Genomic DNA, 25641 nt, shown 5'->3' with positions numbered 1-25641 from the left:
ATGACTCTTCATATCTAAAATATGTCTTATATATCGTTAAGGTAATGTACATGATTTCAAAATGGGCTAAGCGTTTTTACCAAATGGCAGAGTTGGTCGGCTCATGGAGCAAAGATCCCTCGACTCAAGTTGGTGCCGTAATTACCAAACACAACCGTATTGTTTCCGTTGGCTTTAATGGATACCCGCATGGTGTGTCAGACAGTGCCGACACCGATGATCGTGAGATGAAGTATCTGAAGACACTGCACGCAGAAGAGAATGCGATTCTTTTTGCTAAGCGAGATCTAGACGGTTGTGAAATCTGGGTGACACACTTTCCGTGTCCAAATTGCGCCGCGAAGATCATTCAAACGGGCATTGCTGCGGTTCACTGTCCTGCACAGAGTGAAGACTTTCTGTCGCGTTGGGGCGATAAGATCAAAGTCAGCCAAGATATGTTCGAACAAGCAGGCGTAAAAGTAGATTGGTTACCAGTCGAAGAACTGGATTAACCCAATACTGAGCGGGCTCATTCGTTTATATCGCTCAATGCACACATACAAAAAAGCCGATAACAGGGTCTCTGTTATCGGCTTTCTACTATTTATTGGCTACGACTTGTTTAACAGTTACGACGTGTTAAATAGTTACGACCTGTTTAACAGTGCCAACAATTACTCTTTTTCTGGGAAGGCTTGAGCATAGCTCTCCATAAAGTCACGACGGATTTCCTGTTCTAGATGAGAAGCTTGTTCTGTAGGACAGAAAATCATGAAGTGCACAACTTGCTCCCCTGTCGCTCCGCTCGTTACATGAATATGCGGTTCTGAACCAGGAAGATCGACTCCAGCATGACGCTCGATAACGGCATTGTAACGACGAGCAACTTCAATAAAGTCCTCACTGTGCGCCTCAATCTGCTTAATCAACCCTGGGATCAGCGGATATAAGTTAACGAACTCTTTCACCACAATAGAAAAGTCGTGGTAAACGTAACGCTTCATGAAGTTCAGGTTCTTTACCGGATAAGTAAAAAACATGCTGTTTGGCAACGTGGCGGTTTTGCCTGTGTAATGGTACTGCCCGTGGTATAGGTCGATCTCTTGAATCACAGTCGCCATCAAGTTGTGCTCAATGACCTCACCACTGATCTTACCGACTTCAATCCAGTCACCAATGCGGAAAGAACGTGAGCTCGCCCTTTGGATAGAACCCGTAAAACAGAGGATGATCTCCTTTGATGCCACCACAATCGCCACTGCAATCGCCGTTAACGACAGTGCAAATTCACTGATTTCTGACTGCCAAAGAATGAACAGAGTGACCACAATGATAGCGAAGGTGCCATTCTTGGTGCGGGACATCCAATTACGCTGGTCTTCAGAGAGAAAAGCAACATCGCCTCGGATTTGAGATAGTGTGATTCGGCGAATAATTAAAACAACAGCGATGATTAATGCACTGAACAAACCTTTGTGTGCCAACAAGAAATCAATCACTTGCCACATTTTTTCCATTACAACTTCCTTTGGAATGATGATGACTTTACCTAATAAAAACGCCCAGTTAATAGGCGCTTTATGAGTTATTAACAGCTTCTTTTAGGCTATCATTTTATCTTTGCAGAAGTAATAAACTCGCCAAAAGTTTCACACCAAATCACAACCGTATTGTATTGAGTGAGATCTGTCTCTTGTGGCAAAGAGAGCATAAAACGATCAAAGGTTTTTACATCGCCGACTTTTATCATTGTTGACTTGAGCTCATTGAATGCAGCTTCTGTCTCAACGTAGGTCGGCGATAAATAGAGTTTATAATCTGGCCCCGGAGCAAGCTCCCCCTCAAAGGCAATCGCATCCTCGGTAATGGAGACAATCCCTTCTCCCCAATGAAGAAAATCACTGTCTTGACGATCTTTGGTGAATTCACCACTCAAAACTGCTTTTTCAGTCACGGCTTGCACTGAGTTAACCGACGGTGACTCGGGCTCAATCAAAATGGGTAGAGCGTAAACCCCTAGCCCAAAACCAAAAGCACCCACAGCAAGGTGGGTGCAAAGTAGAATCAACTTTTTCATCGCTTACTCCCTTATATTTATAGAAAGTATTAATGAATACTCTCTAAAATACAAAGGGATAAAGCACTAATTCTCGTCTTATTTTTGATAATGTGTCGCGGTACTTTGAGATAGCTCTACGATCACTTTCACAGCAAGCTCCATACCCTGAACCGTGATGAATTCATGGATGCCGTGGAAATTGTAGCCACCAGTGAAAATATTCGGACATGGTAGCCCCATAAACGAGAGTCGCGCGCCATCCGTACCGCCTCGAATTGGCTTGATCATCGGCTCTACGTCGCACGTGATCATCGCCTGTTTTGCCAACTCAATAATGTGCTGATGTGGTTCCACCATCTCTTTCATATTGAAATAGCTGTCAGTTAAAACCAGCTCCACGCGGCCTTTCTCTAAACGGCTATTTAGCTCATCGACTTTTTGCTGCATGAACGCTTTACGCTGCTCTACGCCCTTACGCTCAAAATCACGAATAATGTAACCAAGCTCTGAACGCGCGACACCCATCTCAGCTGATTTGAGATGGTAGAAACCTTCATAACCTTCAGTGCATTCAGGCGTCTCTTCTGCTGGCATCATAAGTTGGAATTGTGCGGCGATGTTCATCGCATTGACCATCTTGCCTTTCGCCGTCCCTGGGTGCACGTTCACCCCGTGGCAGATAACATCAGCACTAGAGGCATTAAAGTTCTCAAACTCCAGCTCACCTACTGGACCACCATCAATGGTGTAAGCCCACTCAGCACCAAACTTTTCAACATTGAACAAGTCTGCGCCACGTCCAATCTCCTCATCGGGAGTAAAGCCAATGCAAATGTCGCCGTGTTTTAACTCAGGGTTAGCTTTAAGCAACGCGATTGCAGAAATAATCTCAGCAATCCCCGCCTTATTGTCAGCGCCCAGTAGCGTCGTGCCGTCAGTCGTAATTAAATCGTGGCCACGCAACGCGTTGAGATCGGGGTATTGCTTTGGATCCAAACACTCTCCGCTACTACCCAGTTGCACCACACCACCCTGATAATCACGAATGACTTGAGGTTTTACATTAGCTCCAGATGCATCAGGAGCGGTATCCATATGCGCGATAAAACCAATCGCGGGTACTGGAAAATCAACATTCGACGGCAGTTTCGCCATTAAGTAACCATTGCTATCTAGGCTCACATCACTTAGCCCTAATGCAATCAACTCTTCTTTAAGTGCCTCTGCAAAGGTCATCTGCCCACTAGAACTCGGGCACTGCGCATTCGAAGGATTCGACTGGGTATCAAAGGTCACGTACTTAAGAAAACGTTCAACTAACTGTTCCATAACTTGTTCTCACCATGGATTTAACTAACTGATTCATCAACATAATTATGATTCGAATAGACTAAGATTTGAGAAAGGTAGTCTTGAAGCGTTGATGTGTGAACGCTCATCTTACGCCCCTAAAGGATGAGTAATTTGCTCTAAATCATTTTTCTGCGAAATGATCTGGGCTTCCTATACTTGAAATTAGAGGGTTTCGTCAGTTACTTATTGCAAGAGGATGATAAACGGTCGTTTTGTTCGCATTCTACGCCCTCTGCTCTCAGCCTAAAAAAAGAACAAAACGGATGATGATCACAGTTTATCCTTCGAGCAAACTATGTCATACGTTACATGAGGGTTCGATTATGACTATCAATAAGTACTTTGTTTTTGCTCCTCAAGCGACTGAGGAACAAGTTAAAACGGCATCGACAGACAAAGAATCTCAAAGACTGGAAGCTTTAAGACAGGTTCAGCAACAGGGTGGAATGAACGCGGAAGACTAAAATAGGTCCAAGTCGATCATCCACTTAGAGCCGTATCACGCCCTGATATCTCCCTGCAGGGCGTTAGTTTCCCCATATCCGGATCCAATCTTGACACCTTTTATCTAAGTTAATTTACGCTCACGCGTGTTCGCTCTGCTATTCATTCAACTACTCTCTCCTTCGTGAAAAACCGTACCCCAACGTGCTTTTTTATGTTACTAATTTGTATTCCATCTCACGCCACCCGCTATTTTTTCGTCAAAACTCTCATCTGCGGTGGACGTATAACAATAGGAATCCAGTAACCAATGGAATATTCAAAGTTAGGAAGCAGCCAAATTCCTGTTTCTCGTATCTGCCTTGGTAGCATGACATGGGGCCTGCAAAATACTCAACAGCAAGCCGACCAACAGATCGAGTACGCCCTGAGCCAAGGGATAAACTTCATCGATACCGCAGAGATGTATGCGGTACCGCCATCCCCAGAAACTTACGGAAAGACAGAAGAGATTATTGGCGACTGGTTATCACGTAACCCACAACGCCGTGGTGAGTTGATCATCGCGACCAAGATTGCCGGTGCAGGTCTGCCTTGGGTTCGCGGTGGCGGCCCTATTACTGGAGAAGCCGTTATTGCTGCGGTCGACGCATCACTAAAGCGACTCAACACAGACTATATTGACCTGTACCAACTGCACTGGCCAAATCGCACTACACCGCATTTCGGTAAGCATTTCCCAGGGCATATTTCATTTAGCGATATTGACCGTCAAGAGCACGAAAATCAGATGCTTGAGATCTTACAGGCGCTAGCGAGCTGCATTAAAGCCGGTAAGATTCGCCACTGCGGTCTGTCAGATGACACGACTTGGGGCATCAATACTTACCTCAAGCTCAGTGACAAGCATGACCTACCTCGTATGGTGTCGATTCAAAATGAGTTCAGCCTCCTGCATGCTAAAGATTGGCCATACTTAATTGAAAACTGCGTTCACGAAGACATTGCATTCCTACCGTGGTCCCCACTTGCTGCTGGTATGCTTAGCGGCAAATACATTGATGGTGCTCGCCCTGCAGGCAGTCGTTGGACTTACATGCAACGCAAAGGTATTTTCCGTGACACTGAAATAGCTAACTCTGCAGTCAAAGAGTACGTCGAAGTTGCCAAGACCCACGGGTTTACCCCAAGCCAACTTGCTCTGGCTTGGTGTAACCAAGTTGATGGCGTAACGTCGACGATTATTGGTGCAACCAACCTAGACCAGCTGAAAGAGAATGTGGCGGCATTCAGTAAACCACTTTCCGAAGAAGTACTGTCTGACATCAATACCGTATTTAGACGTTACCCAGTACCGTACTAATCCAGTATTCACCATACATGGCTAAGTGACATCAAAAGCGCATCGAAAGGTGCGCTTTTTGATTTTAAATAGTACGCAAACAGCTCTCCCACTTTGTCTTCCCCAACCTTTGCTCTATAATGCGCGGGCTTATATCTAGGACAAAAACATGATTTCAAAAAACCAATTAAAACTCCTGCGCGCTTTAGGTCAAAAGAAACAACGTAAAGCACATGGTCTATTCCTTGTTCAAGGTGAAAAAAACGTACTTGAGCTTATGGATAGCGACCTTGTTGTGAAGAACGTGTTTGCAACGGCTGAGTTCCTGGCTCACAACCAAGCAGCATTGAAAGGGTTTGATTGTGTCGAAGCATCTTTAGATGATCTGACCAAAGCAAGCACACTGGTCAGCAACAATGCCGCTATTGCTGTGGTTGAAATCCCGTCTTTTGAACTACCTAAAGCAAGTGGATTGATGATCGCACTCGACGGCGTTTCAGATCCGGGTAACCTTGGTACCATTATTCGTGTTGCCGATTGGTATGGCATTAAGCACATTATTGCGAGCAGTGATTGTGCAGATCCGTACAACCCGAAAACTATCAGCGCGACTATGGGCAGTTTTGGTCGAGTTCAAGTTAGCCAAACTGACCTGCCAAGCTATCTTGAGAAAGCGAACCTGCCGGTTTACGGTGCATTCCTTGAAGGCGAGAGCGTTCACCGCACAGAGTTTGCGGCCAACGGCATTCTATTGATGGGTAGTGAATCTCACGGCATTCGTGAGCACGCAGCAAAATTCGTAACGGATAAAATCACCATTCCAGCTTTTGGTGGTGCAGAGTCTTTGAATGTCGCGATGGCGACAGGGATTATCCTCGACAACATGCGTCGTCAGCACAGTTAATTTAACTCAACGACGTCCTCGCATCCCGTATCTCGTATCTCGTATCTCGTATCATGAGATAACAAAAAGGGTTGGCATTTTCATACCAACCCTCTAAATCATTCTGTTTTCTATTTCTCTAACATACCTAGCTTATCTGGCACACCATTCCACTTTTCAGCTTCATCCATTGCAGGTTTCACTTCAGTCTGAACGGGCCACAGCTCTGCTAATTCCGCATTCAACTCAATGTAGATCTGCTGATCTTCAGGTACTTCATCTTCTTGATAGATGGCTTGGGCATCACATTCCGGCACACATAGGCCACAGTCAATACACTCAATCGGGTTGATTACCATGAAGTTTGGACCTTCATGAAATGCGTCTGCGGGACACACAGCCACACAGTCAGTGTATTTACATTGGATACAATTATCGCCGACGACAAATGCCATGATGCTCTGCTCTTAAGTTAGTCAAAATTGAGGAATGGGGATAATACTCATCCCAAAGCAAAATTCAATATTATCTCAAGGGAATCTCACCCCAAATTCGCTTCTGCTTTCAATTTATTATGACAGAGAATTCAATTTCTCGTAAAATGCGCGCCATTGTGAGCGAAGCACTCTCTCAACGACTATGATGAGATCCGCAGTGCCAAGCTAAGACACCTATAAAACGAGACATCTATACATGATACGTTTAACCGAAATTAAACTTCCACTCGACCATGAAGAGCACGAGATCCAAGACGCAATTGAAGCGAAACTGGGCATCACTGCTGATCAGGTTATCTCTTTTAATATCTTTAAACGTGGCTACGATGCTCGTAAAAAAACAAAGATCCTTCTTATCTACACACTTGATGTCGCGGTAGAGAACGAAGAAGCGCTACTCGAAGAGTTCGTGAGCGACCCTCATGTAAAAGTAACGCCAGACATGGCTTACAAGTTTGTTGCTCAAGCTCCTGAGAATCTAACTGAGCGCCCTGTTGTTATTGGTTTTGGTCCATGTGGCCTATTCTCTGCACTTATCCTAGCGCAAAGCGGTTTCAAACCAATCGTTGTTGAGCGTGGTAAAGAAGTACGTGAACGAACTAAAGATACTTTTGGTTTCTGGCGCAAGCGTACGCTGAACACAGAATCAAACGTACAGTTCGGTGAAGGCGGTGCTGGTACTTTCTCTGACGGTAAGCTATACAGCCAAGTAAAAGATCCAAAACACTACGGTCGTAAAGTGATCGAAGAGTTTGTTGCAGCTGGTGCTCCAGAAGAAATCCTATACGTAAGTAAGCCGCACATCGGTACCTTTAAACTGGTTACCATGATCGAAAAGATGCGTGCGAAGATCATCGAACTTGGTGGCGAAATTCGTTTCAGCACACGTGTTGATGACATCCACATGGAAGATGGTCAAATCACAGGTCTAACGCTATCTAACGGTGAAGAGATTAAGTCTCGCCACGTTATCCTAGCGGTTGGTCACAGTGCTCGTGATACATTCGAAATGCTGCACGAACGCGGTGTTTACATGGAAGCGAAGCCATTCTCTGTCGGTTTCCGTATCGAACACAAACAATCAATGATTGATGAAGCGCGTTTCGGTCCTAACGCTGGTAACCCAATTCTTGGCGCTGCGGACTACAAACTGGTTCACCACTGTAAGAATGGTCGCACGGTTTACAGCTTCTGTATGTGTCCGGGTGGTACTGTGGTTGCCGCTACCTCTGAAGAAGGCCGCGTTGTTACCAACGGCATGAGCCAATACTCGCGTGCCGAGCGTAACGCGAACAGTGCGATCGTTGTAGGTATTGATCCTGAACGCGATTACCCAGGTGACCCACTAGCTGGCATCCGTTTCCAACGTGAATTGGAAACTGGCGCATACGTGCTAGGTGGTGAAAACTACGATGCACCAGCACAGAAAATCGGTGACTTCTTGAAAGGTCGTGATCCAAGTGAGCTGGGTGATGTTCAACCATCATTCACACCGGGTATCCACCTAACTGATATTTCTAAAGCACTGCCAGACTTTGCTATCGAAGCTATTCGTGAAGCAATCCCTGCGTTCGATAAGAAGATCAAAGGCTTTGCTAGTGCAGACGGCCTACTAACAGGTGTTGAGACTCGTACATCGTCTCCTGTTTGCATCAAACGTGGTAAAGATTACCAGAGCATCAACCTCAAAGGCTTTTTCCCTGCAGGTGAAGGTGCTGGTTACGCAGGTGGTATCTTGTCAGCAGGCATTGATGGTATTAAAGCAGCAGAAGCGCTGGCTTTATCTATGGCTGAACAGGCGTCTAACGAGAACGCTTAATCGCCAGCTTACTATTTCGATAAAAGGGCTCGCTGAGCCCTTTTATTTTTCCAGATTCAGTTAAAATAGAGTCGTTCGATGACTCTATTTTCATAAATACAGAGGCTCCTATGCCATTTTCCAAACTTGGATTAAGCTCCCCTATTGTTAAAGCCGTTAATGCACTCGGCTACGACAAGCCGACATCAATCCAAGAAAAAGCAATTCCTATTGTTCTTTCTGGTCGTAACCTTATCGCTGCAGCGCAAACCGGTACCGGTAAAACCGCGAGTTTTGTGTTGCCGATTTTGGAGATATTAAGTAAAGGGACAACTCAGCGTAAAAAACGTATTCGTGCCGTGATCCTTGCACCAACGCGTGAACTAGCGGTTCAGGTTGATCGCAATATCAAAAAGTATGCAAAGCACCTAAACCTGACCTCATTAGCAATGTACGGTGGTGTTGAATACAAGCACCAAAAAGAACGCTTAATTGAAGGTGTTGATATCTTGGTTGCGACCCCAGGTCGCTTGATCGACATGTACGGTCAAAAAGCCGTGTACTTTGAAGAAGTAGAAGTATTAGTACTTGATGAAGCAGACCGCATGCTAGACATGGGCTTCATTGAAGACATCAACAAAATCATTGCACGCCTTCCTCAAGACGTACAAAACTTGCTGTTCTCAGCTACCTTATCTAACCCAGTTCGTGATCTTGCTAAGAGCGCTATTCAAGAAGCGGAAGAGATCTCAATTGCTAAGCACGCAGCATCAAAAGCCAACATAGAACAGTGGCTAGTGACGGTCGATAAAGACCGCAAATCAGCGCTCTTGAGCCATATGATTCAGGAAGGAAACTGGGAGCAAGCGTTAATCTTCATCGAGACCAAACACGGCGCAGCCAAACTGGTTTCTCAGTTGGAGAAACGTGGTATTCACGCAGAATCATTCCACAGTGGCCGCAGCCAAGCGATTCGTGAAAAAGTCCTAGCAGACTTCAAGAAAGGAAAAGTACAATTCCTTGTGGCAACAGGTGTCGCTGCTCGCGGTATCGATATCGACAACCTGACTCGCGTAGTCAACTACGACTTACCGTTCCCTGCAGATGACTATGTACACCGTATCGGTCGTACTGGACGTGCAGATGCATCCGGTGAGGCGATTTCATTCCTTTCTAAAGATGACTTTAAAAATCTTTGTATCATCGAGAAGCGTCTCGGCCATTTGATTGAGCGTCGTGTGATTGAAGGGTTTGAGCCTCGTAAACCAGTACCAATTTCTGTGCTTAACTTCGTACCTAAGCACAAAAGAGAACAACAGAATTTACGCATTCTGTAACGAAGCGAGGTCATAAGACTTCGCTTTTATTTTCTTCTCGCGTGAAGGTAAGGAAGCAATATGATCACTCCAATTGCCGTAAGGCTGTCCAGAGGACAAGATCTCAAACAAGCAATTCAAAGTTTAGTCAAACAACACCAAATTTCAGCAGGCTCGATTGCCTCTTGTGTTGGCTGTGTGTCCTCTATCCATCTTCGTTTAGCCAACGCTGACCAGACTCTTGAAATCGAAGCACCGTTTGAGATTGTGTCAGTAATGGGGACTCTGACGCCCGACCACCAGCACATTCATATTTCACTCGCAGATGAAACAGGTAAAGTCATTGGCGGGCACCTGCTGGAAGGCACAATCATCGCAACCACCGCTGAGCTTATCTTGCACACCTACCCAGATCTCACATTTACGCGCGAACATGACGAGTCGACCGGATATACCGAACTTGTCATCAAATAAAATTGTCGCTAAGCCACTTTCATCAGGAATTACTATGCCATCTCCTTCTGCCCACTCAGTTATCGTACTCGACTTCGAGACCACAGGTCTGTCTCCCAACATGGGCGACCGCGCTATTGAAATTGGTGCTGTTAAGTTAGTAAACGGCGAAGTCGTCGATACGTTTCAGCAGTTGATGAACCCTGGTTTTCGAGTCAGCAGTTTTATTGAGGGCTACACAGGCATTACCAATAACATGTTAAGGCTTGCACCAAGCTGTGAAGAGGTTATGAGTGAGTTCGCAGACTTTATCCAAGGCAGCCATTTGGTGGCACACAACGCCTCTTTTGATAAGCGTTTTTTAGATGCAGAGCTTGAGCTGGTTAGTAAAGGTTATGATGGGCAATTCGCGTGCTCGATGTTGATCGCGCGCCGTTTGATTCAAGATGCACCAACGCATAAGTTGGGTGACCTTGTACGCTACAAACAGATTGAAAATGACGGCACCTTTCACCGAGCGTTAGCAGATTCGGAGATGACAGCTAAACTGTGGCTAGTGATGTTAGAAGAGCTTCACTCTCATCACGGTATCACCAACCCAGACTTTGCTCTAATGCAAAAAATCTCGAAAACAAGCAAAGCAGCGGTACGACAACTGTTAGAGAAGCAAAGACACATATAGGCATGAATTACTTTTGCAGATCGATCAAAGTCGATTTGAGAGTGCTCAGTTCATCCATGAAATGCTGCCATTGAGTGTCACTACTCGTCTTCGCAATTTGTACCAGATATTTGGCCGATATTTGATTATTGGTTTTAAGCTTCTGAGGAAGCGTATCTGGATAATAGGAGGCGTTGTCGAGCAACAATTGCATCATCGTCATTTGCACAAACGGTAAGTCGACTTTTTTCTCCACCAAATCTGATACGGCTTGATAAGTATTCTTCTGGTATTGGAACCAATCTTGATTAGTATTTACCCACTCGTTAGCCCAGTTTTTAATGATGATATTCTGTTCTGAGTTTATTTCTCCTAACCAACGTTCCATTCTTTTTTTCAGACGTTCGGAATAGAATTCACGCGCTTGTTTATCATCTAAAGATAAACGCTCATCATAATATTCCTGTTGTTTCGCTTTGAAGTTTTTTAAGAATTCTTGATCCTGTTCTGGCGACAACTGTAAACTCAACGCGTATATATCTGGCGAAAATTTTGTCACAATAGTTCGAATATGCGTTCTAATTTCATTACCCTGCTGTCCAATAAAATCAGCGGTGATCGTTTGCCGCTTTTTTGCCTGAATGTTATTGATTTGCTGAATATATAAAGGCAGTTGAGTGGATTTATGCCACTGCTGTAGCCCTTCCAACCGATTCTCAAGCTCAGACTCTTGCGTTGAACTCAGCGGCACTAGATCGTCAATATACGAGATAATAAACCAATCAATATTGTTGTATGCAAACTTAGTCGCACATCCGAATGTGGCAAGGCTTACCAATATTACCGCCAAATATCGATGAAATTTCATACAAGCTACTCTATCCATAACATTTACTCACAGAAAGTTTAGATTGTTGTGCTTCATTTGGTGGGATTTATAAAGAAATTGAGAGATGAACTTGCCAAGTTCTCTATTTGGGTAAATGATTAAAATAAAATAATTGTTGGCAGTGATGAATTTCGTAATTTATTGACCACTTGATAAGCAACTATACATACAAAAAGGTATGATATTTGCATAAAATATCGCAGGTTAGTATTTGGGAGGCAATCTATGGCCGCTATTCCTCATTATTCGAGCGAGATAGAATATGAGCTTTGCTATTTTGAAGATGGAAAAATAACCACAGTAAGGATATTAGCGAACAATCGTCAGGAAGCTATGAACTGGTATCTTGGTGAGGGTAAGCATATCAATGATCTCTATTCTATTCGCCCAGATGAATAGAGCTGTGTGGATAGTCTTAACGGCACTTTGAAATCAGAGTGCCGTTAGGGCGTCACAAGAACTTTGGCGTTCGAATTACTTAAGAATTCGAGCTCGGAACTGTCTTCCCTTCATCTTTCCAGATTCAATCTTACGCAACGCTTTCTTAGCCACCGACTTTTCAACAGCCACATACGCACGCATTGGGAAAAGGTTAATCTTACCTACCGACTTACCCTCAATACCACCTTGGCCTGTTAGTGCACCTAGGATGTCACCCGCACGTAACTTCGCCTTCTTACCGCCATCAATCTGAATCGTCACCATGTTTGAGTAATATGGCTTCGCAACCGGTTTTTCCGGTAATTCAGATGGCTCAATCGGCATATCCATGTACTCATCGATTTGAGCAACACGGTACATCTCTTTTTCACTAAAGAAGCTACAAGCAACACCTTTACTGCCTGCACGGCCAGTACGACCAATTCGGTGTACGTGAACTTCAGGGTCGCGAGACAACTCAAAGTTGAATACAGCATCTAGGTTATCAACATCAAGACCACGAGCCGCTACGTCTGTTGCCACTAGAATCGAGATACTTTTGTTTGAGAACTGAACCAACGCCTGATCACGTTCGCGTTGCTCCATGTCTCCATGCAGTTCAATTACACTGAAACCACGATGTGCGAGCTCATCGGTTACGTTCTGAACTTCTTTCTTTGTATTACAGAAAACAACCGCAGACTCTGGTTGGTGATGAAGAAGCAACAGCTCTAGTGCATCATCACGCGCTTCTGTGCCTTCAAGCTTATAGAAATGCTGCTGAATACTTGAGTGATCGTGCGTCGACTCTACTTTCACCATTTCTGGGTTATTCATAATACGATCAGCAATAGACTTGATCTGTTTCGGGAACGTCGCACTAAACAGCAATGTTTGACGCTGTTTCGGCGCTGCATCGATCACCGCATCAATCGCATCTTGGAAGCCCATCTCTAGCATACGATCAGCTTCATCAAGAACTAGTGTATTCAGTTCTGATAGGTCGATACGACCACGATCAAGGTGATCAAGAATACGACCAGGCGTACCCACAAGAATGTGCGCACCATGCTCTAGAGAACCAATTTGTGGTCCCATTGGCATACCACCACAAAGCGTGAGTACTTTGATGTTATGGATACCACGCGCCAGTGTACGAATCTCTTTCGCCACTTGGTCAGCCAATTCACGCGTTGGGCATAACACCAATGATTGAACTCGGAAGCGCTTAACACGAAGGTTTTGTAGCACACCCAAACCAAAGGCAGCAGTTTTGCCTGAACCCGTTTTGCCTTGGCCGATGACATCTTTACCACCAAGGATAGAAGGCAAGCTCAGTGCTTGGATAGGTGTCATTTCGGTATAACCCAAAGAGTCCAGAGTTTGAATAAGTTCTGGTTTTAGGGCAATTGAAGAGAATTTTGCAGTGGTCACAGGACAATTCCAGCTAATGAAAAACAGAGTGCATTATGAGTGTTTTTAGAAAATATTCCACTCAATAGTAGCCATTGTTAATTTACTCATTAATAAAGAGAGTGAATGCATCTCAAATTTAAGACACACTCAGCGCCTCAATATGTTATCGTACATCATTCTTAATTGATAAATTAGAATATTAATCCAACAGGCATTGGCAAATGAAACATAAATCTCTTAGTAACGGCTTTACACTATTGGAACTGATTATAATTATTGTCATTATTGGAGCTATTGCCGCTGTGGCTGCACCAAGGTTTCTTTCCATCGCCGATGATGCAAGATCAGCATCTAGTTCTACCTTACTAGAAAACTTTCAAACTGCCGTGAACATTTACCAAGCCGCTTGTTTGGCGCGCGGGGGAGATGTAGAAGAAGGGCGTGATGAAAACGCAACTGACTTCAATATCGAAGGTATTTACTCCAATTATACCGGAAGCTGCTACCCGGTTTGGAATTCAGCGTCGGGTATCCAAAGAACGATCAATAACAATCGTTCTTGCTATTGGCTACTACAAGATCTGACTAACTCTGATCATTATGAAGATAACCGCTACGGTAATTCTCCTAAAGAAGGGGGAAGTACGAGCAGAACCCCAAGTTTTTCAAACTTCCAATTAGCTAAACAAAACGGTTACAAATTTCTTATTAATCAACCAACTGGTGAATTTTCCTACTGCCATTTTTACAGCATTGAGGGTGATCTTAGTCAAGCACCATTCCTACTTTATAACGCAGTTGATGGAGAAATGGTCACTGGCATTACCGATCTATCAAACGGTATTGACTATGACGAAGAGCTTAAAAAGTATACGGTAGCTACCAAACCATAACAGAAAGGCCAGCAAACGCTGGCCTTCTTTCTATATCCTAAACCTAGATATATTAAAGCCTAAGGCACACCGTGACCTTTCGATGCTACCCAAACTCGATACCACTGCTCACGCGTCAACTCGATGCTCAACGCATCAATCGCAGTTTGTACGCGCTCAATCTTTCCTGAGCCGATAATCGGCAAGGGTTTTGATGGCAGACGACGAACCCATGCATAAATCACTTGGTCGATACTTGCAGCACCAACCTCTTTACGAATCGCTTCCAGCTCATTACGCACACGCACAGCCTGTTCGCTCTTGCCTGTAAACAGTTCGCCACCAGCGAGACATGACCATGCCATCGGACGAATACGGTTCATCTGCAGTTGATCGAGTGTTCCATCATGAGCCACTTCAAAGTTCAGTGGATTGATCTCTACTTGATTGGTCACTAAAGGCTTACCCAAACGTGATTGTAAAAGCTCCAATTGGCGAGGCGTGAAGTTTGACACACCAAAGTGCTTCACCTTACCGATCTTATACAGTTCGTTGAACGCTTCTGCCACTTCATCCGCATCCATTAGTACATCTGGGCGGTGAATAAGTAGAACGTCAATCTCATCAACGCCGAGGCGCTCCAAAGAGTTGTTCACTGATTGATAAATATGCTGAGCACTGGTGTCGTAATGGTTGATCTTGCGGTCAGGAGTATGGTCTCCACACAAGTTAATGTCGCACTTAGTGACGATCTGAATCTGCTCGCGAACACTTGGCTCTAAAGCGAGCGCTTCGCCGAACAGCTTCTCACATTGGTAGTTCCCATAAATATCTGCATGGTCTACTGTGGTAATGCCTAAGTCGATATGCTGTTTAAGAAAAGTGAGGCGCTGTTGAGGAGTCATGCCCCATTCAGCCATACGCCAGTATCCTTGAACCAGCTCAGAAAAATCTGGGCCTTGTGGCGCGATTGTTACTTTTGCAACCATGGGTTATCTCCTATATCAGTAATAACCGTATCCTATGCTTATTTAATTATAGCCTCAAATTAATAAAGCCATCGCCGATAAGCTCCACTACAAAAATGTGAACTTCTTACAAAAACAGCCCCGAACAAGGCCAATGATGTTTACAGATTAACCATATTTCTAGTCAGCTCGATGACAATTTCTTGTTCTTCATGTCGCATCATTACCACTGCCGATTCATTCTCTGGCCAATACCAAACCATGGATTTACTGCTAATTAATGCAGAGCCCGAAGAAGGCGTTGTGTTCAGAAAAGTGACCAGTGCCTGGTCGACACTTTGCAGGCTCTCACCTCGCAGCTTGGCTAACTCAAGTTCTTTCAAAACATCAAAAGTAATTCCGTTTATGGTTGCCGATTTCAGCTGTAATCCGTCTTTACGCAAATAGAGTTGAGCCTTGGTGTCATTCAACTTGGTATTAGCTAAAGAGAGTCGGGTTAATGATACCTTTCCCTCCATCAACGCGAGTTCAACAAACACCTTTAGATCATAGTAGTTTGTCTCATCACTACACAGCAGCGTTCCTTCTTCGTCACCGCAGTCAAACAGTTCAGCATCATGCACCAAACTCGCGGCATCTGGAGCGCTTATTTCATTGCTAAACACGGTGCGAAACCACCAAGACTCACTGGCGAAAGCCGAAAAACTAAATAGAAGGATAAAAGAGAGGCAAAAGTTCGAAATGCGTTTCATGAAGAAATCCTTGTCATAGAATCTTCGATTATACGTACATATAAGTAAATTAAGTACGAATCACTGGATTGGAAGCAAAAAAAACGGGCATGCATGCCCGTCAGAGAAAATCACTTTGCTTAAATAACGTAATCCATCACGTTGAGAACCATTACACAAATAGAATATCATTCTATATATTTAATTTCAACATACACGTAGCGACTTAATATTCACCAAAAGAACGAATAACTTTCTAAAATTGAGCAAATAAATGACCATTTAGGAATAGACATCACTGTGCCGTGTAACTCGTTCAAGTATGATTTGCACCATTGTGGCCTAGGAATAACCTCCTAAATATCAATGACTTTACTAAATGGCCGTAAGCTATGACTTCTTCGATGATCAAATCGCGATGTCGAAAAATAGATTATTGAGGGCTAGTGACATTGATAGATCGCCACACGAATCAGGATATCAATTAAGGGAATAACATGAACCCAACTCAATACCTCAACCAGCTGAACAAAGACTACCTAGCTGTTCATCAGGAGAAAGAAGCTTTCTTTTGGGATACGTACATGGGCATTAGCGGCGACCATGATGGGTCAACGCGCGCACAAACAGCATGGACTCAATTTCTCAGCAATGCAGACAAAATTGCTGAGGTTGAAGCGCAGCTGAATAAAGCGTATCTAATCCAAGATGACGAAGAGAAAAGTGCAACCGTAACAGGCCTTCAAGGTTGGTTGGCCACGTTCAAAGCTCATGCGATAGAGGGTGAGGATGCGCAAAAATTTAAATCTGAATTGATTGCGTTTGAAGCCGAACTGTTTGAGAAGAAACAGAACCACACCATGACCTACACCAATGAAGAAGGTAAACAAGTAGAAGGCTCGTTACCTGTGCTGGGTTCTTCTATTCGAAATAGTGCTAGTGAAGCTGTTCGTCGCTCTGCTCACCAAGCCTTACTTGACCTTGAACAGTGGTTGCTGGGCAACGGTTTCATTGAGCTGATCCAACAGAGAAATGCATTCGCTCGTTCGCTCGGTTTTAATAACTACTTCGACTACTCAGTTGTGAAAACCGAACAAATGACGACCGAAGAGCTGTTTGCCATTTTGGATGACTTCGAGGTTCGCACTCGAGACAGCCACCTAAACAGCCTTAATAACTTGGCAAAAGAAAAAGGCGAATCTGCGCTCGCAGGTCATAACTTCACCTACTCCTTTGCAGGTGATGTGATGAATGAGCTAGACCCATACGTGCCTTTTTCACAATCACTTAGACGTTGGGTAGAATCTTTTGGGCGTCTTAATATCGAGTATTCCCAGGCGACACTTAAGCTCGACTTACTCGATAGAAAAGGCAAATACCCAAATGGTTTTTGTCACGGCCCTACGCCCTCTTTTTACGACCAAGGTCAATGGGTGCCTGCACAAGTCAACTTCACCAGTAACGCCAAACCCGATCAAGTGGGCAGCGGTTTCGATGGTATCAATACGCTTTTCCATGAGGGAGGACATGCTGCGCACTTCGCCAATGTGAAGATGAACGCACCTTGCTTCTCACAAGAGTTTTCTCCAACCTCAATGGCTTATGCAGAAACTCAGTCGATGTTCTGTGACAGCCTACTGGATGATGCAGACTGGCTGAAGCAATATGCACTGAACGCAAAAGGCGAGCCTGTTCCGGATTCTTTGATCAAAGCGATGATCGACAGCAAACAACCGTTCAAGGCTTATCAAGAACGCTGTATTCTGGTTGTTCCGTACTTTGAACGTGCACTTTACCAGCTCGAAGACAGCGAGTTAACGCCGGAAAACATCACTCAACTTGCTCGTCGTACTGAGAAGGAAATCCTAGGGTTAGAATCAAGCCCTCGCCCATTGATGGCGATCCCTCACCTACTTTCTGACGAAGCAGCCTGTGCTTACCAAGGTTACTTACTGGCACACATGGCGGTTTATCAAACGCGCGCTTACTTCACTGACAAGTTTGGTTACTTAACCGATAACCCAGAGATTGGACCTTTGCTTGCTAAGCATTACTGGCATGATGGAAACCGTGTTAATCACAACACCACCATCGAGCGTCTTACTGGAGAAGGCTTTAATGCTAAATACCTAGCCGACGCGTGTAATCTAACCAGCGCTCAAGCTTGGCAAATCGAGCAAGATAAGATTGCTGCACTTTCGAAACGAGAGAGAGCATCGGCTAGCAGCCTCAACGCTCAAATTAGTATTGTTGATGGCGCCTTTGAGATCGCTAACAACCAAAAGTCAGACGAAATGATGCTAGAAGCGTTTGAAGGCTATATAGCCGACAAGTACCACGCTTAATCAATGTATATGAAGCGGTAACATTCGCCGCATATCATCCAAAAAGCCGCTCTATTAGAGTTCTAATCGACCAGAATCTAAATAGAGCGGCTTATTTATTGTGGTTCTACGTTTGCAGTTGCCGAAATGAGTGGCGAGAGAACGAAACACAAACCAATGCTGAGATTGATTGGTGTTCCTATCGCGCTAAAAAGGGACGGCACAGCGCAACTTCGCAGATACAATACACTAGGCTAGTGTCATTAATTCATCTTCATGGTAAGTGATTTCAACCGAGTCGATGTTTCTTAACGACTTACGGTGAATACCATACACCTTTCCTGACAACACAATGTAATAGTGCTTTGTTTTGAGCAGCTCATAGGCTGCTTCAAGTGAATCTACATATACCTTGTTTTGAAGGTCTTGTGGGCGTGAGCCAGGTACTCGCCCTACTTTGCGGGCCAGCTCATATTTGCCTTCACGATTTGGATTGCAGGTAAACAGTGTAGGGTTTCCATAAATCACCCCCTGCGCTGTTATGCTTTTGATCATTGGTCACTCTCAGAATTATAGAGACGCAAAAAAGCCACCTCGATAAAGAAGTGGCGATTTATTGTAAACAGTGGATAGCTTATTAAGCACGAGAATAGCCAGAGAAAGACCGGGCAAGCTTTCTCTGATTAACGAACTTAGAAGTAGTAGTAAGCCGCTGCAAATACGTGAATTTCCTCATCGTATTGAAGGTCAGAGCTACCGATACGAGCGCCTTCTAGGTCTTGTTTGATATCGATACCCATGTCAGCGTTATCAGAGATTCGGTACATTGCAGCAACGTTGATGTAAGAAGAGTCAACATCCGATAGGTTGTCTTCTTCGTTCGTGTTGAACGCGTAACCTGCAGCGATTGTTAGGTCTTCAGATAGCGTGTAGCCACCAGAGAAGTAGAAACCAGTGTTCTTCATCTCGTCGTTCTGATCAATCCAAGAGTTTAGACCAAGTTTCATTGAGCCTAGCTTCATGTTGCCTGATAGAGAGTAAACTTCGTAGTCTTTCTCATCATCACGAGTTTCGTAACCTGCGTATACGCTGAATACTTCTTGCTCAAGGCCGATGTAACCATTCACGCCTTTGTCTGCATCGTTGTGATCGTCTTCAGTCTCGAAGTAAGAGATAGCGTAAGCAAAACCGTTGGTTGCACCTTGGAACTTAACTACGTTGAACGCATCTGATGCATCACCAGCAGAAGCACCGAACTCGTAAGTTGTATCGCCAGCGCCATCAACTTTATCTAGAGCTGTGTCGTTCTCCCAACCGAAAGACGCGATACCGTAGCCAGTATCAAAACCGATCCATGCTTTATCAACGTGCGTTGCAGGACCAGTGTCGATGCCGTTAACCCAACCAGAAGTTGCAGCGTCAGCATTCGCAACATTGTTGTCTGTTGTGTAGTTAAGCATTAGGTCTGTTTCTACGTAAGCCACAACGCGGTTATTGCGGTAATTAAGAGCCAGAGTTAGGCCTGTTGCCCAATCGTCATAGAATGCTTTTGAACCTGTATCGTAGTAACCACCCACACCGAAAGAACCAGATACTGAGAACTGATCTTTGTGCATTGGATTAAACGCGAACATTTCTTCGTTTTGGCTATTTTGGCTGCTTGTGCTTACCGCAAACGCAGAGCTAGAGATGCTTGCAATCGCAAGAGCAATGAGTGTTTTTTTCATGGTGACCACTACCTATATGTTGTGTTTGTTAAGTCTTTTATCAGCAAGACTTTTGGTGTGGCGCCATTCTCATTAAATTTCATTCAGCGAGGTACCGTAAATTTACGGCATTTCATAATTTTCCTGAATTTTATTTGAACTCTATATATCGAGCTTAGGTTACATTTTAATTCCGAAACTGAGTGTAAATGCGATGTCGGTGCTGTTATCCATGTTACGGATGTTTTCAGTCATCAACGCTTCAATCATGACGGGTTGCAAGCGGTAGCGATAGCCAAGCACCACTTCATTAGAAGGTTCTGAAAAGTCAGGATCGTTGGTCGCCCAACCATGATAGTTCAATGACTCAAGGACAACACTATGGCGCAAATTGAACATGTACTCGTATCCGACAGCCCAACTAAAGCTGAAGTTTTCAAGCTCAGTTACGTATTTATCTCCATTACGATGCACCAATCCTAATGTCGTAAAGATTCGATGTTGTGGATTAATAAAACTATAGTTAGCTTGTATCCCTTGTTCGAAGCTTGAACGTGCAAACTCACCACCTTTGACCTTGTTGTAAAACAGCGAGCCCCCAATCGATAATGCGCTTGGACCATGGTTATAAAGTAGTAACTCGTTGTACCAAGTCACAGCATTGGTCAAATCATCCCCTTCGAAGTCAGAGATTGAAATACCTGCTTTGTGAAAGTCCATATTAAATTGATCATCTTCAACTTCATCTCGACCATTTTGACCAATACCAAATAGATCATGAAAGCCCATCACAAAACTGTCCAACCCATTGTTTACCGCTGTCACCTTGCGGTACTCGAGCTCTGTTTTCCAAACTGGAGAGACTTGCCACTGCAATGCTAGATGGGTCTGATTCTGGTAGTAATCCAGTGAATAATCGCTAGTGTGGGCCCAAATACTCGCTTGTGTATACGAAGATTTGAACTCAAAGATTCCTGTTCTATTCGGCTCGGCGCTCCGCAGTTGCGTTGACAGAACGTTTGAGTGAATTGGGGATTGAGCATAAAGAAACATTGGGGACGATGCAGCATTAAAAGGCAACAATAAAACAGGTAATGCGGTGATGGGCAAAAAAGTGCTATTAAAAGAATTCATGGCAACGACAGACTATAATGAAAACCAATAAATTGTCGTAAAATTAACCTAAGATTTATGCAGTACATTTACTGCTTTGCATTTATGCTGTTTTTTTATAAATCGCCGCGTGTTATAAATACGCCAATTGAACAGTGTACATTATCACTGAGTACTCTCTTGAAATTGATATGGCTATACCCGGTATACACATGGATACAAACAAAAAGAGCTTCGAACAATTAGTTATGGAGCAATCGTCTGCGCTAATTAACTGTGACCCTTCCAATTTTAATCGTGCTTGGTCAGAGGCTGGTTTCGACGTGCTTGATTGGTTTGACATTGATAGACTGACTCTGTTTCCAAACTCAATGGTTTGTCTAGAAGAAGGCAAAACTTGCTCTGTATCTAAGCAGCATATCCCACCTATCAATAAGAACCTGTTTGTGGGTGGTAATCACCATGATTACCTCAAATTACTCAAAACACCCAAAACTTATCTCACGTTCAACGAACATGAGATGGCCAACAACGGCAACTTTGTTTTGAAGCAGTTGCACAATGAAGGGGGAAGATGGCACTGCATTATCCCTTTGCAACTTTTTGGACAGCGTTGGGGGGCACTATCATTTAGCAACTTCCATGATCCCTCAAGAAAGCTCGCTCAAGACGACATACAGCGTCTTAAATTGATTTGTGAGATCTGGCTCTGTTATTGGCAACACTCAACGTTGGCGCGTTCATTGAAACAGAGTGAAACTTGCCTGCAAGACGACAGTGACAAGCTGCTTTTGTTATCGAAGAAGCAATCCCGAGTGCTAGCATTAATCGCTCAGGGCCATAGCGCCAAAGAGTGTGCCGAGAAGCTCCATTTGAGCCCACGAACCATTGAGTCTCATAAGTACCGAATGCTCGGATTACTTGGCCTAGATAATCATATCGAGTTGACTCAATTCGCATTGAGAAACGGGCTCGGCATTGTCGAAAACTCTTGCGCTATTCGTTAGAGCCATCAACCTCGGAGAGTGCGAATTTAATTTCATCTGAAGAGAAACCTTTACGAGAGAGCATAGCGTATGCCTTTGCTCGCTCTTTATGATCATTCACGTCGTAAGACTTCTTTTGAAGTTGTTCTAAACAGCTTGAATAGAAGTCTAGTTGCTCTTCATTGATCAGCCTGTCGATGAGTTCGTTGATACCATCAGTATCAATCTGACGTTGCTTGAGTTCTTGTTTGATGGCAGTTAGCCCTTTGCCTTTACGCGCGTACTTTAAAACCTCTTTTTCTAAATCAGCCTTTTCTGCCTTGATTTGAATATTGGTTTTCAGATTCGAACTACTTGGATGCTGATCAATGGCAATCTTGACCTGTTGATAGCTAAATCCTCGCTTCTGCAAGGTAGCAACCAGCTTTTCTCTGCTGATATTGAACTCAGTGTAATAGCTATTGATCCGCTCATTGAGTAGCCCCTGCTCATCGATATTCTTGTCAGCTTTGACTTTATGGATAGCATCATAAATCTCTGATTCTTTTAGTCCTTTCTTCTTCAATTTTTCGAGAATATAGGACGACCCGAACTCGCCAAAAAAGGACTGTTCGACAAACTGTTCAGCGAAATCCTGATTCGATTTCAAATACCCAAAATCACGAATTCGCTGCAGAACTTCATCAATCCACTCTTGGTTATCCGTTTTTACCTTTAGCTTAGAGATAAGTTCATGTTCAGTCATATCTCGCTGAGTGAGGTGCCACATCGCAGAGTTCATGACACTCTCAATACGGGTCGCTTTTCTGATTCGTGGTTTCTGCTCTGGGTTATCCATGTCGCTATGCTTCGCTATTTCAGTCTGTGGCCATGATACCGAATTATTCGACATCACAGAGATTTAATACGCGTTTAAAGATATGTGGAACAAAAAAATAGACGCTGTACGAACGTCTATTTTCTCTCTTGTTGTCAGTAGCTCAATCTAACGACCAAGTTAACCGTCTAACTCTGTTCATGATTATAGATATGCACATCGCGCTGAGGGAATGGAATGGTGATACCTTCCTCGTCGAATCGTTTCTTCACAGTTTCAGTCACATCCCAGTAAACATCCCAGTAATCGTCGGTTTTAACCCAAGGCCTTACCACGAAATCAACCGATGAAGTATTCAATGTATGAAGCTTGATCATATGCTCTGGCTTTTTCAGCACTTTAGGATGAGTGATAATGATGTCATTCAATACCGCCTTCGCTTTGTCGATATCATCGGAATAGCCAATACCAAACACCATATCCACACGACGAACCCGCTCCGCGGTAATGTTGTTAATCACATCGCCCCAGATTTTATTATTCGGAATGACTAAACGTTGGTTATCGATGGTCTGCACTGTCGTCGACACCAAGCTCATGTCTTTAACTGTGCCCTGCACTCCAGCCACTTTTACCATATCGCCTACATCGTATGGGCGGTAGATAAGGATCATAAGGCCCGACGCGAAATTAGAGAGCGTATCTTGTAATGCAAAACCGATGATCACACCCGCAACACCAAAACCGGTCAGTAGCGGTGCGAGCTCAATACCAATCTGAGATAGTGCAATGAGCAAGCCGATGAACACTACCGCTTTTGATGCGATCGAGACAAAGAAGTCCTGCATCAAGACACTAAAGTCCATCTTAGAGTGAGAGACACTCTTTCGAACGGTTTTACGAGCAAGTTTTGCTAACAGACTGGTTGCGTAGAGAATGCCCAGAAACAGCGCAAACTTAACCACAAACGATGGTGTATTCTCAAATGCCCACGAACCAAAGCTTCTCACCCAGCCTTCTAGCAAGTCACGAGCAACATTCCACTCCAATACATCGGCGTTAATGTCACCGGTTGTTGCCAGTAATACTCGCTTGAATGACGTCACATCGACCCCGTAAGGCTCCATCAAAGAGATGGTCTCTTCAAGGCTGGCGACCATCACACTCGTACGCTCACTAAAACGTTCCAACTCGCTGTTTATAGTCGCCTTTTCTTCGTCACCAACAAAGGCGAGACGTTTTTCTAAATCTTGACGCTGAGTATCTGTGTATAAAATGGCATTAGTCAGATATTCGGAGCGCGCAACGAGCGCCATTTTAAGCTTCTCTTTAGATGCGGCGACATCAATACCACGATCGCTTGACCAAGTGAGCGTTTTCGCCAACTGACGATAGTAATCATCCATCATGCCGATACGTTTCTGGACGCGCAGCTCAATGCTCTTTTTCGCTTCACCCTCTGTCGTTCTATTCTCCTTACTCAGAGTGACGATCTTAACTTCGTTCATTTCCAGAAGTTGCTCAAGCATCGTTACTTGTTGCCCAAGTACTTTGTCCACCAGCACCTTGTTGTCGGAAGATAACTGAGTGAAAAGCTCGTCACGTAATCCTTGGTTCTTACGCCTCAAAATATCTTCTAGAAAAGGCTTCTCAGCCTCATGAGCGGATTGTAGCTCACTTAACTCCACCATTAACTGATCTTGAGTTTCTGATATTTTCTCGATGCTTTCTGCAAAACTCACAGACGTTACCAGTGCCAACATCAACAGTAGATATCGCCAAAAATTCATCATCCTTAACCTCTAATAAAGACCGAAAACCACTTTAAAGAATAGTAAAAAGAATATGAATAACAATTATTTAAATAGAAACAATTCAAATCTCGCTCAGAATTCCAAGAGAGTTCAAAAATTTGAGAGTTTCATTCTACGCGGATGACCTGTAGAGTAGCGCCCAACAAAAAATGCGGCTCTATAAAAAGCTATAATGGAAGTCGCTAAACCGTAAAATAACGAGTAATAAAGATGAATAACGAACTTGATATTATTGATTCTTTGGAAGAACTAGAGAAGTTTCTGATTGCCGTTGAGTCTGGCGGTCTAGGCCTAGAGGGTGTTGAAGGCGTTGGTATGGCAACCAACAATGCAGACGGTCGTCACTTCGTTGCTGTATTCAATAGCAGCCACCAACTCCTTCTTTCTCGCTGGATCACCGATGAGATATTCGAAACGGGTAAAGATTTAGTGCGCAACGGCCCTCGCCGTACTCACTAATTCATCAAAAATCGACACATTAAAAATCTAAAGCCAGCCTAAGGGTTGGCTTTTTTGTATCGTTCGCTTTCAAGCTTGTTCTCCATTCGTGGTTACTCTTTGCCCTGTGTCAGTCAAACCCATTCACCTTGTTACATTTGTTCTCAGCTTTAACGCGATTATGACTTGTCGGCAATTCATTTATTCACTACCCTAGTGCACACTATTTTATGATGTGCAGGAATCTACACTGTCTGTTTTACCCAACTACCACCAGACCCAGCAGCGCTCACTTTGGGCTTTAATGCTTACCGGGCTAGTCATCATGACTTGCTTGGCGGTTGGTATATCTAAAGGTA

Annotated in this window: 26 protein-coding genes; 13 read left to right on the top strand and 13 right to left on the bottom strand. The window is 44.0% G+C overall.

Annotation, left to right across the window (positions count from 1 at the left end):
- Positions 1 to 50 precede the first annotated feature (50 nt).
- On the top strand, positions 51 to 494 hold the full coding sequence (locus tag OCV50_RS17985) for a dCMP deaminase family protein (RefSeq protein WP_239839708.1): 444 nt from the start codon (positions 51 to 53) through the stop codon (positions 492 to 494).
- 162 nt (positions 495 to 656) lie between these two features.
- Here OCV50_RS17985 and OCV50_RS17980 read toward each other — a convergent pair whose 3' ends face one another.
- The 3 genes from OCV50_RS17980 to pepT all read right to left on the bottom strand — a co-directional run bounded on the left by OCV50_RS17980 (position 657) and on the right by pepT (position 3370).
- Positions 657 to 1499, bottom strand: a complete 843-nt coding sequence (locus OCV50_RS17980) for a mechanosensitive ion channel family protein (RefSeq protein ID WP_239839707.1) — start codon at positions 1497 to 1499, stop codon at positions 657 to 659.
- A gap of 92 nt (positions 1500 to 1591) precedes the next feature.
- Positions 1592 to 2059, bottom strand: a complete 468-nt coding sequence (locus tag OCV50_RS17975; RefSeq protein WP_261905158.1) for a DM13 domain-containing protein — start codon at positions 2057 to 2059, stop codon at positions 1592 to 1594.
- Positions 2060 to 2137: 78 nt separating this feature from the next.
- Positions 2138 to 3370, bottom strand: coding sequence for a peptidase T (gene pepT, locus OCV50_RS17970; protein ID WP_261905157.1), 1233 nt, complete (start codon positions 3368 to 3370; stop codon positions 2138 to 2140).
- A gap of 347 nt (positions 3371 to 3717) precedes the next feature.
- Here pepT and OCV50_RS17965 point away from each other — a divergent pair, with 347 nt between their 5' ends.
- The 3 genes from OCV50_RS17965 (at position 3718) to OCV50_RS17955 (ending at position 6084) form a co-directional block, all read left to right on the top strand.
- Complete coding sequence (locus OCV50_RS17965; RefSeq protein WP_239839704.1) at positions 3718 to 3858, top strand: hypothetical protein; 141 nt, start codon at positions 3718 to 3720, stop codon at positions 3856 to 3858.
- Between the two features lie 290 nt (positions 3859 to 4148).
- Positions 4149 to 5201 carry an aldo/keto reductase gene (locus OCV50_RS17960; protein ID WP_261905156.1) on the top strand — a complete coding sequence of 351 codons (1053 nt, stop codon included), beginning with the start codon at positions 4149 to 4151 and terminating at the stop codon, positions 5199 to 5201.
- A 148-nt stretch (positions 5202 to 5349) separates the two neighbouring features.
- Positions 5350 to 6084: an RNA methyltransferase gene (locus tag OCV50_RS17955; RefSeq protein WP_261905155.1), complete on the top strand. Its 735-nt coding sequence runs from the start codon at positions 5350 to 5352 to the stop codon at positions 6082 to 6084.
- A 110-nt stretch (positions 6085 to 6194) separates the two neighbouring features.
- On the opposite strand, the gene fdxA is transcribed toward OCV50_RS17955, so the two are convergent.
- Positions 6195 to 6518, bottom strand: coding sequence for a ferredoxin FdxA (gene fdxA / locus OCV50_RS17950; RefSeq protein WP_239839702.1), 324 nt, complete (start codon positions 6516 to 6518; stop codon positions 6195 to 6197).
- A 238-nt stretch (positions 6519 to 6756) separates the two neighbouring features.
- Between fdxA and OCV50_RS17945 the strand changes: the two genes are divergently transcribed.
- The 4 genes from OCV50_RS17945 (at position 6757) to OCV50_RS17930 (ending at position 10809) form a co-directional block, all read left to right on the top strand.
- Positions 6757 to 8379, top strand: coding sequence for an NAD(P)/FAD-dependent oxidoreductase (locus OCV50_RS17945; RefSeq protein WP_261905154.1), 1623 nt, complete (start codon positions 6757 to 6759; stop codon positions 8377 to 8379).
- 110 nt (positions 8380 to 8489) lie between these two features.
- The gene (locus OCV50_RS17940; RefSeq protein WP_261905153.1) at positions 8490 to 9695 is read left to right on the top strand and encodes a DEAD/DEAH box helicase; all 1206 of its coding nucleotides are present in this window, start codon (positions 8490 to 8492) and stop codon (positions 9693 to 9695) included.
- Positions 9696 to 9755: 60 nt separating this feature from the next.
- Positions 9756 to 10148: a PPC domain-containing DNA-binding protein gene (locus tag OCV50_RS17935; RefSeq protein ID WP_261905152.1), complete on the top strand. Its 393-nt coding sequence runs from the start codon at positions 9756 to 9758 to the stop codon at positions 10146 to 10148.
- A 34-nt stretch (positions 10149 to 10182) separates the two neighbouring features.
- Positions 10183 to 10809, top strand: coding sequence for a 3'-5' exonuclease (locus OCV50_RS17930; RefSeq protein ID WP_261905151.1), 627 nt, complete (start codon positions 10183 to 10185; stop codon positions 10807 to 10809).
- A gap of 7 nt (positions 10810 to 10816) precedes the next feature.
- Here OCV50_RS17930 and OCV50_RS17925 read toward each other — a convergent pair whose 3' ends face one another.
- Positions 10817 to 11656 (bottom strand): DUF6279 family lipoprotein, encoded by an 840-nt coding sequence (locus OCV50_RS17925; RefSeq protein WP_261905230.1) that lies wholly within the window; start codon positions 11654 to 11656, stop codon positions 10817 to 10819.
- A gap of 246 nt (positions 11657 to 11902) precedes the next feature.
- On the opposite strand from OCV50_RS17925, the gene OCV50_RS17920 reads away from it, so the two are divergent.
- On the top strand, positions 11903 to 12076 hold the full coding sequence (locus OCV50_RS17920) for a hypothetical protein (protein ID WP_032550409.1): 174 nt from the start codon (positions 11903 to 11905) through the stop codon (positions 12074 to 12076).
- Between the two features lie 75 nt (positions 12077 to 12151).
- Here the strand turns inward: OCV50_RS17920 and dbpA are convergent, their stop codons facing one another.
- A complete protein-coding gene (gene dbpA / locus OCV50_RS17915; RefSeq protein ID WP_239839697.1) occupies positions 12152 to 13531 on the bottom strand; it encodes an ATP-dependent RNA helicase DbpA in 1380 nt (459 codons plus the stop codon).
- A 203-nt stretch (positions 13532 to 13734) separates the two neighbouring features.
- Here dbpA and OCV50_RS17910 point away from each other — a divergent pair, with 203 nt between their 5' ends.
- The gene (locus OCV50_RS17910; protein ID WP_261905150.1) at positions 13735 to 14406 is read left to right on the top strand and encodes a prepilin-type N-terminal cleavage/methylation domain-containing protein; all 672 of its coding nucleotides are present in this window, start codon (positions 13735 to 13737) and stop codon (positions 14404 to 14406) included.
- A 59-nt stretch (positions 14407 to 14465) separates the two neighbouring features.
- Here the strand turns inward: OCV50_RS17910 and OCV50_RS17905 are convergent, their stop codons facing one another.
- The gene (locus OCV50_RS17905; RefSeq protein ID WP_261905149.1) at positions 14466 to 15374 is read right to left on the bottom strand and encodes an aldo/keto reductase; all 909 of its coding nucleotides are present in this window, start codon (positions 15372 to 15374) and stop codon (positions 14466 to 14468) included.
- A 140-nt stretch (positions 15375 to 15514) separates the two neighbouring features.
- Complete coding sequence (locus OCV50_RS17900) at positions 15515 to 16105, bottom strand: hypothetical protein (RefSeq protein WP_261905148.1); 591 nt, start codon at positions 16103 to 16105, stop codon at positions 15515 to 15517.
- A gap of 476 nt (positions 16106 to 16581) precedes the next feature.
- Between OCV50_RS17900 and OCV50_RS17895 the strand changes: the two genes are divergently transcribed.
- Positions 16582 to 18429, top strand: coding sequence for a M3 family metallopeptidase (locus OCV50_RS17895; RefSeq protein WP_261905147.1), 1848 nt, complete (start codon positions 16582 to 16584; stop codon positions 18427 to 18429).
- Positions 18430 to 18657: 228 nt separating this feature from the next.
- On the opposite strand, the gene OCV50_RS17890 is transcribed toward OCV50_RS17895, so the two are convergent.
- The 3 genes from OCV50_RS17890 to OCV50_RS17880 form a co-directional block, all read right to left on the bottom strand.
- Positions 18658 to 18963 carry a hypothetical protein gene (locus tag OCV50_RS17890; RefSeq protein ID WP_239839693.1) on the bottom strand — a complete coding sequence of 102 codons (306 nt, stop codon included), beginning with the start codon at positions 18961 to 18963 and terminating at the stop codon, positions 18658 to 18660.
- A gap of 137 nt (positions 18964 to 19100) precedes the next feature.
- Positions 19101 to 20135 (bottom strand): porin, encoded by a 1035-nt coding sequence (locus tag OCV50_RS17885; protein WP_261905146.1) that lies wholly within the window; start codon positions 20133 to 20135, stop codon positions 19101 to 19103.
- 159 nt (positions 20136 to 20294) lie between these two features.
- Positions 20295 to 21197: a DUF3187 family protein gene (locus OCV50_RS17880; RefSeq protein ID WP_261905229.1), complete on the bottom strand. Its 903-nt coding sequence runs from the start codon at positions 21195 to 21197 to the stop codon at positions 20295 to 20297.
- A 242-nt stretch (positions 21198 to 21439) separates the two neighbouring features.
- Here OCV50_RS17880 and OCV50_RS17875 point away from each other — a divergent pair, with 242 nt between their 5' ends.
- Positions 21440 to 22234 carry a response regulator transcription factor gene (locus OCV50_RS17875; RefSeq protein WP_261905145.1) on the top strand — a complete coding sequence of 265 codons (795 nt, stop codon included), beginning with the start codon at positions 21440 to 21442 and terminating at the stop codon, positions 22232 to 22234.
- On the opposite strand, the gene OCV50_RS17870 is transcribed toward OCV50_RS17875, so the two are convergent.
- Positions 22224 to 23051, bottom strand: a complete 828-nt coding sequence (locus OCV50_RS17870; RefSeq protein WP_261905144.1) for a RecX family transcriptional regulator — start codon at positions 23049 to 23051, stop codon at positions 22224 to 22226. The genes OCV50_RS17875 and OCV50_RS17870 overlap by 11 nt on opposite strands.
- Before the next feature lie 167 nt (positions 23052 to 23218).
- The gene (locus OCV50_RS17865; protein WP_261905143.1) at positions 23219 to 24823 is read right to left on the bottom strand and encodes a mechanosensitive ion channel family protein; all 1605 of its coding nucleotides are present in this window, start codon (positions 24821 to 24823) and stop codon (positions 23219 to 23221) included.
- A 231-nt stretch (positions 24824 to 25054) separates the two neighbouring features.
- On the opposite strand from OCV50_RS17865, the gene OCV50_RS17860 reads away from it, so the two are divergent.
- Positions 25055 to 25303 carry a hypothetical protein gene (locus OCV50_RS17860; RefSeq protein WP_261905142.1) on the top strand — a complete coding sequence of 83 codons (249 nt, stop codon included), beginning with the start codon at positions 25055 to 25057 and terminating at the stop codon, positions 25301 to 25303.
- Positions 25304 to 25641: the final 338 nt, after the last annotated feature.

Source organism: Vibrio fortis (assembly GCF_024347475.1).
Classification (GTDB): Bacteria; Pseudomonadota; Gammaproteobacteria; order Enterobacterales; family Vibrionaceae; genus Vibrio; species Vibrio fortis.
Note: the sequence above shows the minus strand (reverse complement) of the source record. Positions and strands in the feature narration are given on the sequence as shown.